Here is a 13,819-nt window from a genome sequence, read left to right as displayed (position 1 = left end):
TCTCCTAGAAAATCGAATAATCCGAGTATCGTTTGGCCAGCCGGTAGCCGATGACGATCAAGATGAAGCCGACGACCGATTTCAGCAGGCCGATCGCCGTGCCCAGGCTGTAATTGGCGTCCGTGAAGGCAAGCCGGTAGACGTAGGTGTCGATAATGTCCGCCCTCGAATAAACAAGCGGGTTATACAAATTGAATACCTGATCGAAGCCGGCGTCGAGGATGCTGCCGAGACTTAAGGTCAGCACGAGCAGAATGACCGGCGCAAGCCCCGGCAGCGTAATGTGAACGATCTGCTTGAACCGGTTCGCCCCGTCCATGACGGCCGATTCGTAAAGCGATTCGTCGATCCCGGTAATGGCCGCCAAATAAATAATGGTGGAGTAGCCGAAGTTTTTCCACACGTCCGTAGCGATCAGCATCTTGATAAAATAATGGGTATCTCCCATAAAATAGATCGGCTTCACGCCGAACAAGCCCAGAAACTGATTGATGATCCCGCTTTGGGAAAAAAGATCGATGAAGATCCCCGACAGAATGACCCACGACAGAAAATGCGGCAAATAGATCAAGGTTTGAACGGTGCGCTTGAAGACGGCTCTGCGCACTTCGTTCAGCAATATCGCAACCAGAATCGGGAACGGAAAATTGAATATAATTTTCAGCACCGCGATGTACAGCGTGTTCCAAAAAATCTGATACGAATCGGGCAGCTCGATCATATACCGGAACGTCTCGAGGCCGATCCATTCGGAGCCGAAAATGCCTTTGCTCGGTATGAAATCCTTGAAGGCCAGCACGAGCCCCGGCAGAGGACCGTATAGAAAAAGGAACACAAGGAGCATCCCGGGCACCATCATCAGGTGCAGCTGCCACGTTTTCGACATGCGCGCTCCATTCACAAGCTACACCGCCTTTGCAAGAGGAAGGGGGAACGTGCGGCTCCCCCTTCGATTTTGGTCATATCGGGCCTTCCTTACGACTTACCGTTGTCGAAATCGCTCATTTCCTCGGCGATTTTGGTGCCGCCAAGCTTGTTGTAGCGGTCGGCAAACGCATTAAATTCGCTGACCGGCTTGGCTCCCATAATAAAGGCGATGTACGATTCCAGCTTCTCTTTGTTCAAAATCGATTCCGTCCTCGTCAGCGTGGGGGTCGGCGGCCCGCTGTAATCGGAATATCGGACCTTCGGATATTCGGCCTTGAAGTAGCCTTCCAAATAAACCTTCTTCCACGCCCAGCCTTCGACGCCCGGCTGGAACATGCGGACATAGTCCGCCCGTTTCGCGGAAGGCCCGTTCTTGTCTCCCGCCTCGAAGTCCTTCTTGAACTCCGGTCCCCAGTTGATGTTGCCGGCCAGCTGCATCGGCATCCAGTTATTCAGCCCTTTGTTGGCATATTTGGGGTCTTTGGCGGTCGCTTCATACGTTTTCTGGAAGACGGTCGGACCGTTCTTCACGAGCCACGGCGCGCCGTAGCCGTCCGTCACGTAGTTCATCATCGTCACGAGCGCCTCCGGGTGCGCAAAGCCTTTTTTAACGTACAGCCAGCCGTACGCGTTCAGCGGAGTGCCCGGCACGAAATCGCCTTTGCCCGCCGCAGCCGGCACCGAAAACGGCACCCAGTCCGCCTTCGGATTATTTCGGACCGAATCGCGGATATCGCCAAGCGGCGAGTAGAAATAACCGAAAAACAGGCCCAGCTTGCCCGCTGCGATATTTTCGCTCTCCTTCTTGTCGTCCTTGATCGCAAATTCCTTGTCGATCGCACCGATCTTATACAGCTCGCTGAGCTGTTCGAAGACGGGGATCGCCCCCGGGTCGGTCGAGCCGTTCATGTAATGGCCGTCTTTGTCCTTGATCCACATGTTCGCCTGCGAGACCGACGTATCCGGATAAACGCCGTAGGCATTCATCATAAAGTTGAGGCCCGTCAGATCCTTATCCAGATACAAGCCGAGCGTATCGTTCTTGCCATTGCCGTCGGGGTCCTCCGTAGTAAACGCTTTCGCCATCGCAAAGACGTCCTCCATCGTTTTCGGCGCGCTCAGCTTCAGCTTATCCATCCAGTCCTTGCGCACCCACAGCACCGGGGTATAATCGTAAATGGTCGTCGGGTCGGGCAGCGCGTAAATTTTACCGTCCCGCATCGCCGGCGCAAACAGCTTCTTGTCGTTCTGCTCCAGCACCTGCTTCAAGTTAGCCGAAGCGTACTTATTGTACGCATCCGTCAAATCCTCGACCATGTCGCCCCGGATCAGCTGGTTCAGCTTCGTTTGATTGACGTAAGCGAAATCGGGAATGTCTTTGCTCGTAATCGCCAGCTGCAGCTTATCCTCCCTGGCGCCCGGCGTCGTCGTAATTTTCGCGGTGACGTTAATGCCCATCGTGTCGAGAAACAGCTGGTGCATCGGATTGTTCTCGAAGCTCTCGCCGTCGGGAAACTTGCCGCCTTCCGTCGACGTATCCGCCGAAAATATCGTGCTCATTGTAATCGGCGGGTCGAACTTCTTGTACGGATCGGGCGCTTCGTCCGTCTGTTTCGCCTCCGTTTGATTCGCGGCTTGATCCTTCGCCGCCGTGTCCGGCGCATTCGTGCCGCCGTTGGAGCACGCCGCAGCCGTTGAAACCAAAACGGTTACACCCAGCAAAGCCAGCATCCTTCTTCTTTTCAACCTAACACCCCTCCTCGAAATTGGGTTTGCTTTTCCATTATAAAAATGACGGACGGGGGGACGGTAGAAGAATGTGTTTACATTCGGAAACGATCTTTACTTGTTGGCAGCGCTTTAATCCCGGTCCGGAGCACCGAAATCGAAGGACATCCGGTACTGCTGCGGAGAAATCCCGTACATTTTGCGGAATACTTTGGCAAAATAATTCGGATTGCGGTAGCCCGCCAGCTCCGCCACCTCGTAGACCTTCAGCTTCGGATCGGCAAGCCGTTTTTTCGCGCATTCCATCTTGCTTCGCTCGATATACCGGCTGAGCGGCTCGCCTGTCTGTCGATGGAAAATACGCGACAAATACGAAGGATTCAGATAAAACTTGCGGGCAAGCGAATCCAGGGACAGATCATGATTGAGATGATCGGTGATATAAGCCTGAACCCGGGAGACGACGTTATTCTCGCCGGCAGGCGGTGCGTGCATCGGATCTGCGCCTGCAGACGCTACGTCTGCGATTCGTTCGCCGTTCCGGAAGGTAACGTCCGGCATTCGTTCGCCGTCCCGGTCTTGATCGGCCGGGGTCCACCACGACTCCGGGCTGGCGCGGACCGTAAAAACCGTTTCGGGGCTCGGCATTTGCTGCATCCGAGCGGCCAAATAGTGGAAGCCCGCCGGCCACTGGCTCCAGGCCAGACGCTCCGACAGCGCGAACGATACATGGGCGCCGAGCACGCGGAGAATCGTATTTTGGGCTTCGCGCAGCGTTTTCTCCCATTGCAGCGATTTGACCTCGCTTGATTGCTTCTCCGCGCCGGGGCCTGCTTCTCCGCTTGCAATCACAAACGCCGTATAAGCGTCTCCGCTGCGGAACGAAGCGATGCCCGCATCTCCGCCGACCATTTCCGCGAACAGGTTGCCAGCCGCAAAATGGATTAGCGCCAGGTCTTCCTCCTTGAATCTCGCGTCCCAATCGTCAATGCGCAGCATCACCGTATCGACAAGCCCATCCGGACAAAAGGGCAGGTTGAACCCGGCCAACAGCCGTCCCAGCTCCTGCGGCTCAGCGGGAGCGCCATGGTTCAGCAGCTCATTGAAAAAGGCGGTTTGCGCGCCGCCGATTTCCTCCCGCGCCATGCCCTTCAACAGCTCCAGCGCCAGCGCCTGCTCCAGCTCCTCCTCCACCAGCGCAATCGCTTTGCGCACGCAGATGAGCAAATCCTCGTCCTCCACCGGCTTCAGCAAATAATCGAAGGCCCGGCTCTGCAAAGCGCGTTTGGCATAGTCGAAATCCGCGTAGCCGGTCAGGAAAATGACTTTCACCCGCTTCCACAGCTTGTACAGGTTATCCAGCAAATCGAGACCGGTCATGCCCGGCATCCGGATATCGGTCACCACGATATCGATCGGCATTTTGGCGCACAGCTCCAGCGCCGATTTGGCCGAGCCGGCGGTCGCCACATGGCCGAGCGGCAGATCGCTTGCGGCGAACAAGTCCGCCAGACCTTCGACAATATACGCTTCGTCGTCCACAATGAGCAGGTTATACATTCTCTTCTCACCTCCCGTTCGGCGGCCGATCCGGAATACCGAAGGATACGCTGGCCCCGAAGCCCGGGCCGTTCCGGATCGAAAGCCGGCAGTCCTCGCCATACCGGTAGCGAAGCCGCCAATTGATGTTCCACAGGCCGAAATGATCCGCCTCCATGTCCGGGTTGTCCAGCGCCCGCAGCAGCTCCGCCAGCTTCCCCGGCTCAAAGCCGGGACCGTCGTCTTCCACGACCGTACGGATTCCCCCGTTCACCCGGAAAATCCGGATCAAGATACGGGTAGGATCTTCCTTCCGCTCCAGGCCGTGGATGATCGCATTTTCGACAAGCGGCTGCAAAATCAACCCGGGAACCGGATAGGCAGCGACGTCTACATCGCACGCAATGTCGAAGTGAAGCTTGTCGCCGAAGCGGATCTTCTGGATCTCCAAATAAATCCGCGTATACTTGATTTCGTCGGCCAGCGCCGCGTCCCGGTCCGCATAGTAGGTCACAAACCGGAAATAATCGCCCAGATATTTGCACAAGCCCGCCACATTTTCCGTCTCGCCGGACTTGGCCATGCGGTAGCCGTTGTAAAAACAGTTATACAGAAAATGCGGGTTGATCTGCGACTGCAGATGCTTCAGCTGAGCCTGCTGGAACTGGATCTTCTTCTCCAGCACCTCGCGGATCAGGTTTTGCAGCTGCTCCGCCATCCGGTTGAACTGCTTGTACATATAGCCGAATTCATCGTCTTTGTCGAGCTTCAGCCGGCTGTTGTAATTGCCTTTCTCCACTTCCTTCATCGACTTGACGAGCAGCCGGACAGGCACCTGAATCTGCTTGTTGATGACGATCGAGAAAGCGAAAATAATGATCAGCGACAAAGCCGCCAATATCCAAAACAGCTTGCGGAGCAGGTAAAAGCGGCCCAGCAGATCCTTCTCCTTCGCATAGAAGCCGATGGTGAACAAGCCGTCCTCGGAGGGCGTTTCCTGGATCACATAGGAATGGCGCTCGATCAGCGCGGTGCCGGCGGCCGGCCGGTCCGCCCCCGGCTCGTCGATGAGGGCGATCGTCCTTTTCTCCTCGGCTGTCAGCAGCTCCTCCGCCATGAGCGCGTTTTTCTGGTTGTCCTTCAAAAAAATATGAAGCGCTTCGTTCCCCTGATGCTGCTTGAGCGAAGCCATAATTTTATCCTGCGACAGCTCGACGCCCAATACGAAATCGTTATCGCTGCTGCTGAAATAGACAACATCGTTCCCGTACAGCAGCCGGTTGCCGGGACTTGCCGCCATATCCCGGTAAATCGTTTTATACTTGTCGTCCATCTCGTTATAGCCATTCAGCACCGAGACGATTTCGCCGGCTTTGGGCAGCATCATGAACACATCGTCGATATAGCCGCTGGAAAAATAGAGCACTTTCAATTTGCTCATCAGCTCCTCGAAGGAGATGACGATCGGATAAGCGAATTCCTGATTGCGCTGGAGCGCGTATTCCTTCAAGTCCGAATCCATGCTGAGCGACACGAGCATCTGATTGACGTTGGAAAGTTCCTCTTCGTAGTAGTTGGTAAAAAAATAGAGCTCCTGCCGGATGGTTTGGCTCGTGGACTCGAGGACGCTTTTGGACCCGTACCAGGTCACGCCCAGGCAAATGCCGTACATCGGCGCGGCCACAAGCAGAAAACCGAGCAGGAGCTTGACGAACACGCTTTTTCTCATTTGCAGCCACCTGGAGTCAAAAGCCGCCGCTTGCTCCCCTGTCCTTGCCGGTCTGCGCTTCGCCGGTGTGCCGATTCGGGCAGCCTGCCGGGAGTCAAAAGCTGTCCCCTGCCCCCCTGTCCTGGCCGGTCTGCGCTTCGCCGGTGTGCCGATTCGGGCAGCCTGCCGGTACTTCGTGCCTCCCGTTTCCATGCATCGAGCCGCCCCGGCTCGCCGGCCGCGAATGGCCGGATCTCCGGTGCAGTCGCACCGGATGCAGAAGGCGTCACGGCATACAACATGTCGATCGGGTAAGCGTCTTGCATCTTGCTGTATTCCTCCTTTCGCGCTAAAGCGTTTTCATATTGCCGGTATCCGTTACGGCCGATGACCGTTTGGACCCCGGCGGCAAATCTGCTTTCATTTTAATGACATCTGACATTTTTGTACAAGAACAAGAGGTCAAAGCGTGAAGTGGGGCTATTCGGGGATAAAGCCTGGATGGATCTCAATCCAACGGCAGAACGCTCAGGCGCGGAAGGACATTTCGGGTGTCTCGTCCGGCTGCTCTAAGGGCGGAGGAGGAGCCGCGGACGGACGGTACGACTTGCAGATACGCAAACAAAGACGGGATTTGCGCAGCCGCGCAAATCCCGTCAGCAAGAAACGTTTTCTTAAATGACCGCGTGTCCACTGCCGTGTTTTGTCCGGGCGGCAGCCGCCTGATACCGCTTGTATCTCCCATAATCAAACGCAGCCATTCAGACTGGTCCCGTTACATTATAAAAAATTTCATTCTTATCTATGTTGCGGACCGGGACGGGACGTTCGCCAGAAGAGGGCCGATTCCTTCGGCGTATGTCAGATGCGCAATTACCGCATCGCGAAGCTTCGGATACGGGAGCTCCGCCAGCATCGCCGTTTGGACGGCGGCCATGATTTCTCCGCCTTCGGAACCGATCATCGTGAAGCCGAGAATCCGGTCGTCGCTCTCGCTGACCAGAACCTTCATAAAGCCCTGCGTTTCGTCCGTAGCCTCTGAACGCAGCACACTGCTCATCGGCAGTTTCGAGACGCGCACTTTGACGCCTTGGCGATTGGCTTCGCGTTCGCTTAGTCCCACGCGGGCAAGCGGCGGGTCGGTGAACATGCAGTACGGTACCAGCCGGTCGCGAGTGCTGCGGTTCCCGCCCGCAAGGTTGTCCCTGACGATTCGGAAATCGTCGACGGAGACATGGGTAAACATCGGGCTGCCGGCGCATTCCCCGATCGCCCAGACATCCGGAGCAGTCGTCTCGAGCCGCTCGTTAACGCGGATGAAGCCCCGTTCGTTAAGGTCAATGCCAGCCTGCTCAAGCCCGATACCGGCGGTATTGGGGACTCGGCCCGCGGCAACGAGAAGGTCGGTGCCTTCGATTGTCCGTTCGCCGGAATCCGTGCTTACGGTGACGCTGACTTTCTCGCCGGATTTACCTTGTACATGAACCGGTTTGGCTCCAAGCAGAATTTGAATCCCTTCACCGCTCAGTATCCGGTGGATTTCCGCCGCCGCATCGGGATCTTCCCGGCTCATCAGCTGCGCTCCGGGCTCGATGATCGTTACCCGGCTGCCGAAACGGCGATAGGCCTGGGCCATTTCGAGGCCGATATAACCGCCCCCGAGCACGATCAAATGTTCCGGCAAGTAGTCGAGCTCCAGCGCTTCGATGTGCGTGAGCGATCCGGCGGCCTCAAGTCCGGGAATATCCGGAACCGCCGCATGCGAACCGACATTGACGATAACCTGATCGCCCGTCAGCATGCGCGTTCCGCCGTCGTTCAGGCGCACTTCGATCGTTTTCGGTGCCGTAAATCGGCCGCTTCCCATGATGAGCTCCGCGCCGCTTTCTTTGTAAGCATTGACGTGAAAAGCGATTTCGCGATCGATCATCTCCTGCTTGCGCTGGCGTACCTTCTCCATATCGGTCGTGACGGAGCCGGCGATCATGGTCCCGAATCGAGCGGCGTTCCGCGTCAAATATGCGATTCTTGCGCTCCAAATTTCGTTCTTGCTGGGCAGGCAGGCGACGGCCGGGCAAGAGCCGCCGACCCATTTCCGCTCGACGACGGCCACGCTCCTTCCCGATTTCGCCAAATGCCAGGCCAGCAGCTTGCCGCCTTGGCCGCTGCCGAGGATCAACGTTTGAACATGCTCGGGTTTCGACATCGAAATCCTCCTTTAAATGTGTTCAAACCTATTATTCGCTAAGAAAGCAAAACATTACAGACCATTTCTGCCCGAAATTTGCCTAAAACTATCAATGTCTGAAGTTTACATCGTTTTGCGACATTTTCCATGCTAATATACCGTTAAAGAAAAATACCGCATAAAATGTCGAAGCCGGTCAATTTAAGAGGAAGGATGGACGAGACGTTGGAAATTAAGCTTCAGAAGGAACTGCAAAGCATAATTGCGTTAACGGAGAAAATAAGCCGCTCCGAGGGAAGAAGCCAAACCGTTATCCCCTTTCTTTCCATTTACCGGATCAGTCACCGCACCCGTCCCCTCCCGATTGTGCTGACGCCTGCATTATGTATGGTTCTTCAGGGAACAAAATATCTTCACATCGGCCAAAATACCGTTCATTATCAAGCGGGCAGCTACATCGCATCCTTGGTCGATATACCTGTATCCGCACAAATCGTTGATGTTACGAAGAAGCTGCCTTACATCGGATTGCGTATCCATTTTACGGCAAAGGAAATCGTCTCGGTGCTGCTGGAAACGGAAATCGACGTGAAACCGAAAGCGAACGACGGCGCCTTTATCGGGAGTGCCGATGCCGACCTTTTGGATATGCTGACCCGGCTGCTGAAGCTGACCGGCAAACCCAAAACGGCAGGCTATCTTTCCGAACTTATCAAGCGCGAAATCATTTATTATTTATTGTCTGGCGAATGCGGGCACCATTTTGTTCAGCAGGCGCTCATCTACCAAAAAATAGATCATATTGGCAGTATTATTGCATGGATCAAAGAAAATTATTACCGCTCTTTTACGGTCGAGGAGCTGGCAAAAACGAACAATATGAGCGTCTCGGCGCTGCATCGCAAGTTCAAAGCGATTACGTCAATGGGGCCGCTGCAGTATCAGAAACGGCTTCGCCTGCAGGAAGCAAGACGCCTTATGCTGAGCGGTTCCGTTAATGTTTCGTCTGCCGCCATGGAGGTCGGCTATGACAGCCCTTCGCAATTCAGCCGGGAATACCGGAGACTGTTTGGCCTCGCGCCGCTGCAAGATATGAAAGCGGTGCGGGAAAAATCGGCGGCAGACGAAGACGAGAACGGCTAGGCGATAATCGGCTTTAGCGCACGGGTCACGTATTCCCCGTTGGCGGCTGTAACCCGGTCCGGGTCCGCTTCGGCGGCGGCGGATTCCTCTTCGACCATAATCCACCCGTCGTAGTCCGTATCGCGTAAATAGCGCGTAATGGCTTTATGGTCGATGCATCCCTGTCCGAGCGCCGTCCAACTCCCGTCTTTGTCCATATCTTTGTAATGGACATGCCGGATGAGAGGACGATAGGCGCGGATGATTTCCCCAGCGTCCATTCCGCCTTTGGCAATATGCCCCGTATCCGGCGCGTAGCCGCAGTAACGGGGATCGAGTCCTTCCAGCAGGACGCCGTAATCGTCCCGGGTCCGGAAAATCGAGCCGGCCGGCGAATTTGGATGAACCGCGCAGACGATCCCCTGTTCGAACGCTCGGCGTCCGACGGCGTTAAAATTCGCGAGCGCGTTCGCCTGCCGCTCGGCCAGTCCGCTTCGGTCCGGGCCCGCATGCTGCACGAGCGTCAGCACCGTGCCGGGGAATTGCCGCAAATAGTTGATGACGCGGTCCGCCTCGGCATGTTCCTCGTCCGTCTCCTTTCCCAGCCGCCAGCCGAGCGACAGGCAGAGCGCACCCAGCTTCAGGCCTTCGCGGTCCAGCGCGTCACGCAGTGCCTCCGGATCGCGGCTGCGGCTGCCGAGCATGCACACTTCCGGTTCGATACCGGCTCCTCCGGCGCTGCGCGCCACACTTAGGATATGGTCCAGCCGGTCCCGGTACTTGTCGTAGGACATCTGCCACGTATACGTTTGAAACCCGAACGAAATCGTGATCGTATTCAGCCTCCTTGTTTGCTGCTTACGGGAGCGGAAATCCGGGATCCGTCACCGGCACGTCTCCGATCTTTAGCAGCCCTTATCGATGTTTCTTCCCTTCCAATTCGACATGTCCGGCTTCAGCTCCTTTGCTTATAGGGACTGGAATAAACGATCGCTTTCCAAGCTGGATAAATATACCAAACAATCCGGCACACGAAAAGCCATGATACGGTTTCAGTCTCCCGGTATCTGTCCAATGGTAAATATGAAAAAACGACTACCGACATTTCAGACGCCCAAAATGGTTCCGAACCGGCCGGTCATCCCGCTCGGTCTTCTGTTCCTGACGCTGCTTGCGTCTCCGCTCGTGCTGGTCCGGTCTCCTTCTCTATCCGGCCATAGCTTGGCGACGCCCGGCGAGCGGGTCGCCGCCGAGCTGCCGCCGGCGATCGAGAGCGCACCCTACGACTGGGTGCGCCGGTATCCGCTGATCGCCCATGCGCTGGGCGGAATCGGCGGCCATAACGGCACGAACAGCCTGGAAGGGCTGGAGCATGCGTACAACAGCGGGCACCGCGTTTTTGAAACGGATATTATCCCCGCCTCCGACGGACAGCTGGTGCTGCGGCACGACTGGGGCGGCGGCACGTACAAGGTGCTGGGACAGCGGCCGCCGAACGGCGGGCACGAACCGCTGACGCCAGCCCAGTTTAAAGCGCTGAAAATATGGGGGAAATACACCCCGATGACGTTCAAGGATTTGGCGGCATTCCTGTCCGATCATCCGGATGCGCTGGTCGTGACCGATACGAAGGAGCCCGATCCCGTCAAGGCCGCGGACATCTTCCGCGAAATCGTCGAAGAGGCGCGCGAGGTGAACCCGCAGGTGCTCCGCCAGCTCATCCCGCAGCTCTACAAGCCCGACAATTACGAAGCGGTCAACGGCGTTTTTCCGTTCCGGCAGTACATCTATACGCTCTACATGAACGAGGATTCCACTCGGCAGGTCGTCGATTTTGCAAGCGGGAAGGGGATCCGCGTCGTCGTCATGGATGAGGAGCATTATTCGCCGGAGCTGGTCGGAGCGCTTAAAGCGAAGGGGATCGATTCGTATATCAATACGCTTAACGATGTGAATACCATACAAGCGTACAGAAAGGCCGGCGTGAAGGGCGTCATGACGGATTTCGTCGAGCCGGGCGACTTGACGGGCAAACCGAAGACTGCCGCGCCCGGCGCATCTTCACAGGCGGCGGCGGCCGATTCGTCCAAACGGTGAATGCCGGAGGCCGGTTCGATTTGCGGACGACCGGAAGCGATTTTGTTAATGGTATGCGAAAAAGACCTCTGTCCTTCATAAAGCGAAGGACAGAAGCCTATCGTAACGGTTATTCGGCTCGCTGCGGCAGTCGATTACGGTTCAAGCCGCGATTATGGAAAACACGGACGGTTGGTTATTGATTCCCCGTCAAGATCAGCTCTGCAGTGCAGGCTCCGGCCAGACTGCCGCCTACCGTGAGCTGCACGCGTCCGGGCTCCGGGGTAAAAACCATGTCCCGGTTCCACAAGGCCAGTTGTTCCCAGCCGAGCTCGAGGACAATCGTCTTCGTCTCGCCGGGCTCCAGCATCGTCTTGCGAAAGCCTTTCAGCTCGGCGGCGGGTCGGGTTACGCTTGCCTCCAAATCCTTGATGTAGAGCTGCACGACCTCCGCCCCCGCCGTATCGCCGGTGTTGCGCACGTTCACCGATACCGCGACGCGCCGTCCGCTTTCGAGCTCTTGCAAGGAAATGGCAGCGGGTTCCAGCCTCAGTCCGTCAAATTCGAACGACGTATAGCTGAGCCCGTGACCGAACGGATACAGCGGCTCTCTCGTCTGGTCGATATAGCCCGGTCTGCCGGCATCCTTGGAATTGTAATAGACCGGCAGCTGTCCGGACGATCTGGGCAGCGAAACCGGCAGCTTGCCGCTCGGGTTGGTTTTCCCGAACAGCACGTCTCCGATCGCGAGACCGCCTTCCTGTCCGGGATACCAGGCGCACAGCAGCGCGCCGCAAAGCGGCTCGATATCCGTCAACGCATGCGGCCGCCCTTGAATCGCCACGCCTACGACCGGAATGCCCGCCGCAGATATCGCCTGCGCAAGCAGCCGCTGGGGCTCGCCGATCCTAAGGTCCGCCAAATCGACGCCTTCGCCGCAATCCATCTCGCCCGGCGAGCCTTCGCCGATGATGGCCGCGCCGTTCGTATCGAAGCGGATATCGAAGTTGCGAGCGCTGCTGCCTCCCAGGACGAGGACAATGACGTCCGCGTCCGCCGCCACGGACAGCGCTTCCTGAATCATCTCCGGCGTTCCGCTCCGGATGCCGCTTCCTGCGGCATACACGACCTCCGTGCCCGGAGGGGCCGCTCTGCGCACGCCTTCCAGTACGGTGACGCCTTTGCCGGGCGGCTGCGTCGACGTATAATCGCCGAGCTGGTTATAGATACTGTCCGCATTGGGGCCGATGACCGCGATTTTGCGATAGCGCGGGCCCAGCGGAAGCTGGCGGTCTTCGTTTTTGAGCAGGACGACGGACTCCCGCGCCGCCTGCAAATTATGAAGGCGGAACGCTTCGCTCCCCACCGCATGCGGAGCTGCGGATTCGTCCGTGTACGGCTTGTCGAACAGCCCGAGCTCGAACTTCAGGCGCAGGATGCGGCGGACGGCACGGTCGAGCTGCGCTTCGTCCGCCTTGCCGGCTTTTACCGCCGCTTCCAGCGTCGTAAAAGCTTTGTCCCACAGGCTCAGATCGATGCCTGCCGACAGGGCCAAAGCGGCCGCAGATTCATGGTCGCCCGTCATCTGTACCAGGCGGTCGACCGCCTGCCCGTCCGCCATCACTACGCCGTCGAACCCCCATTCCTCCCGCAGAATGCCGGTTAACAGCCGCTTGTTCGCATGGCACGGAATACCGTCGATCTCGTTATACGCCGCCATGCAGCCCCGAGCGCCCGCACGAACGCCGGCCAGCATGCCCGGCAGATGGATTTCGCGCAGCGCCCGTTCCCCGATCGCGGCCGGGGCCGCATTGCGCCCGCCCTCCGCAGCTCCCTGCGCGCAGAAATGCTTGAGCAGCGCCGCGATTTTGTCCGGACGCCGCAGCTCTTCCGGCGTATGCCCCTGCAAACCGCGCACGGCGGCTTCGGTCAGCCTGGCGGCGAGATACGGGTCCTCGCTGTAGCACTCCTCCGACCTTCCCCATCTGGGGTCGCGCAGCACGTCAAGGGTCGAAATCAGCCCGATATGCGCCCCGCGCGCCCGAATCTCGGCGGCAACGAAGCTGTATACCCGCTCCATCAGCTCCGGATTCCAGGTCGAGCCGATGCCGATGTTCGTCGGAATTAACGTCCCGTCCAGCGCCTGATGGCCGTGCGGGCATTCCTCCGAAAGCAGAACCGGAATGCCGAGACGCGTATGCTCGCGCACGTACCGCTGAATCCTATTGGCCGCTTTCGCGCTGTCCGCCGCAGGGATGCCGTTGCCGTACGTCACCGCCGACCAGGGATCGGCCCGGAACAGGCCGTAAAGCGCGCCCATCCCGTCACCGAAGGCGACCTCGCGCTTGAACGCCTCCGTCAGCTCGATCCCGTCCGGCGTCCGCCGGTATGCGTGCCAGCCGTACATGCGCTGGTTGACTTGTCCTACCTTCTCCTTCAGCGTCATCCGGCCAAGCAGATCCTCGGTTCGTTCCTCGGCCGTCAAATTAGAATTCCAATAAGCTTCCAAGGTTTCACTCCCCTTCGGACCC

9 protein-coding genes are annotated in these 13,819 nt (G+C 57.6%); 2 read left to right on the top strand and 7 right to left on the bottom strand.

Annotated elements, in window-relative coordinates; translation table 11 throughout:
* Positions 1–4: 4 nt before the first annotated feature.
* From PD282_RS06640 to PD282_RS06620, 5 genes are all read right to left on the bottom strand, one after another.
* Complete coding sequence (locus PD282_RS06640; protein WP_274649562.1) at positions 5–901, bottom strand: ABC transporter permease; 897 nt, start codon at positions 899–901, stop codon at positions 5–7.
* A 74-nt stretch (positions 902–975) separates the two neighbouring features.
* Positions 976–2,673, bottom strand: coding sequence for a type 2 periplasmic-binding domain-containing protein (locus PD282_RS06635; protein ID WP_274649561.1), 1,698 nt, complete (start codon positions 2,671–2,673; stop codon positions 976–978).
* A 114-nt stretch (positions 2,674–2,787) separates the two neighbouring features.
* A complete protein-coding gene (locus tag PD282_RS06630) occupies positions 2,788–4,215 on the bottom strand; it encodes a response regulator (RefSeq protein WP_274649560.1) in 1,428 nt (475 codons plus the stop codon).
* Positions 4,216–4,222: 7 nt separating this feature from the next.
* The gene (locus tag PD282_RS06625) at positions 4,223–5,923 is read right to left on the bottom strand and encodes a sensor histidine kinase (protein WP_274649559.1); all 1,701 of its coding nucleotides are present in this window, start codon (positions 5,921–5,923) and stop codon (positions 4,223–4,225) included.
* A 781-nt stretch (positions 5,924–6,704) separates the two neighbouring features.
* A complete protein-coding gene (locus PD282_RS06620; protein WP_274649558.1) occupies positions 6,705–8,108 on the bottom strand; it encodes a mercuric reductase in 1,404 nt (467 codons plus the stop codon).
* Between the two features lie 207 nt (positions 8,109–8,315).
* On the opposite strand from PD282_RS06620, the gene PD282_RS06615 reads away from it, so the two are divergent.
* On the top strand, positions 8,316–9,233 hold the full coding sequence (locus tag PD282_RS06615; RefSeq protein ID WP_274649557.1) for an AraC family transcriptional regulator: 918 nt from the start codon (positions 8,316–8,318) through the stop codon (positions 9,231–9,233).
* Here the strand turns inward: PD282_RS06615 and PD282_RS06610 are convergent.
* Positions 9,230–10,006, bottom strand: a complete 777-nt coding sequence (locus PD282_RS06610) for a sugar phosphate isomerase/epimerase family protein (protein WP_274649556.1) — start codon at positions 10,004–10,006, stop codon at positions 9,230–9,232. The two genes, PD282_RS06615 and PD282_RS06610, sit on opposite strands and share 4 nt — an antisense overlap.
* Positions 10,007–10,295: 289 nt before the next feature.
* Here PD282_RS06610 and PD282_RS06605 point away from each other — a divergent pair, with 289 nt between their 5' ends.
* Complete coding sequence (locus PD282_RS06605; protein WP_274649555.1) at positions 10,296–11,309, top strand: phosphatidylinositol-specific phospholipase C/glycerophosphodiester phosphodiesterase family protein; 1,014 nt, start codon at positions 10,296–10,298, stop codon at positions 11,307–11,309.
* Between the two features lie 175 nt (positions 11,310–11,484).
* Here PD282_RS06605 and PD282_RS06600 read toward each other — a convergent pair whose 3' ends face one another.
* The gene (locus PD282_RS06600) at positions 11,485–13,797 is read right to left on the bottom strand and encodes a glycoside hydrolase family 3 N-terminal domain-containing protein (RefSeq protein WP_274649554.1); all 2,313 of its coding nucleotides are present in this window, start codon (positions 13,795–13,797) and stop codon (positions 11,485–11,487) included.
* Between the last annotated feature and the right edge of the window lie 22 nt (positions 13,798–13,819).

The sequence above is a fragment of the Paenibacillus humicola genome (genome assembly GCF_028826105.1).
Taxonomy (GTDB): Bacteria; Bacillota; Bacilli; order Paenibacillales; family Paenibacillaceae; genus Paenibacillus_Z; species Paenibacillus_Z humicola.
Note: the sequence above shows the minus strand (reverse complement) of the source record. Positions and strands in the feature narration are given on the sequence as shown.

What these genes read in the sequence shown, in the direction of transcription:
- PD282_RS06605 (WP_274649555.1), top strand. Translation starts at nt 10,296, where the DNA reads ATGAAAAAACGACTACCGACATTTCAGACGCCCAAAATGGTTCCGAAC.
- PD282_RS06620 (WP_274649558.1), bottom strand. Translation starts at nt 8,108, where the DNA reads ATGTCGAAACCCGAGCATGTTCAAACGTTGATCCTCGGCAGCGGCCAA.
- PD282_RS06630 (WP_274649560.1), bottom strand. Translation starts at nt 4,215, where the DNA reads ATGTATAACCTGCTCATTGTGGACGACGAAGCGTATATTGTCGAAGGT.
- PD282_RS06625 (WP_274649559.1), bottom strand. Translation starts at nt 5,923, where the DNA reads ATGAGAAAAAGCGTGTTCGTCAAGCTCCTGCTCGGTTTTCTGCTTGTG.
- PD282_RS06610 (WP_274649556.1), bottom strand. Translation starts at nt 10,006, where the DNA reads ATGTCCTACGACAAGTACCGGGACCGGCTGGACCATATCCTAAGTGTG.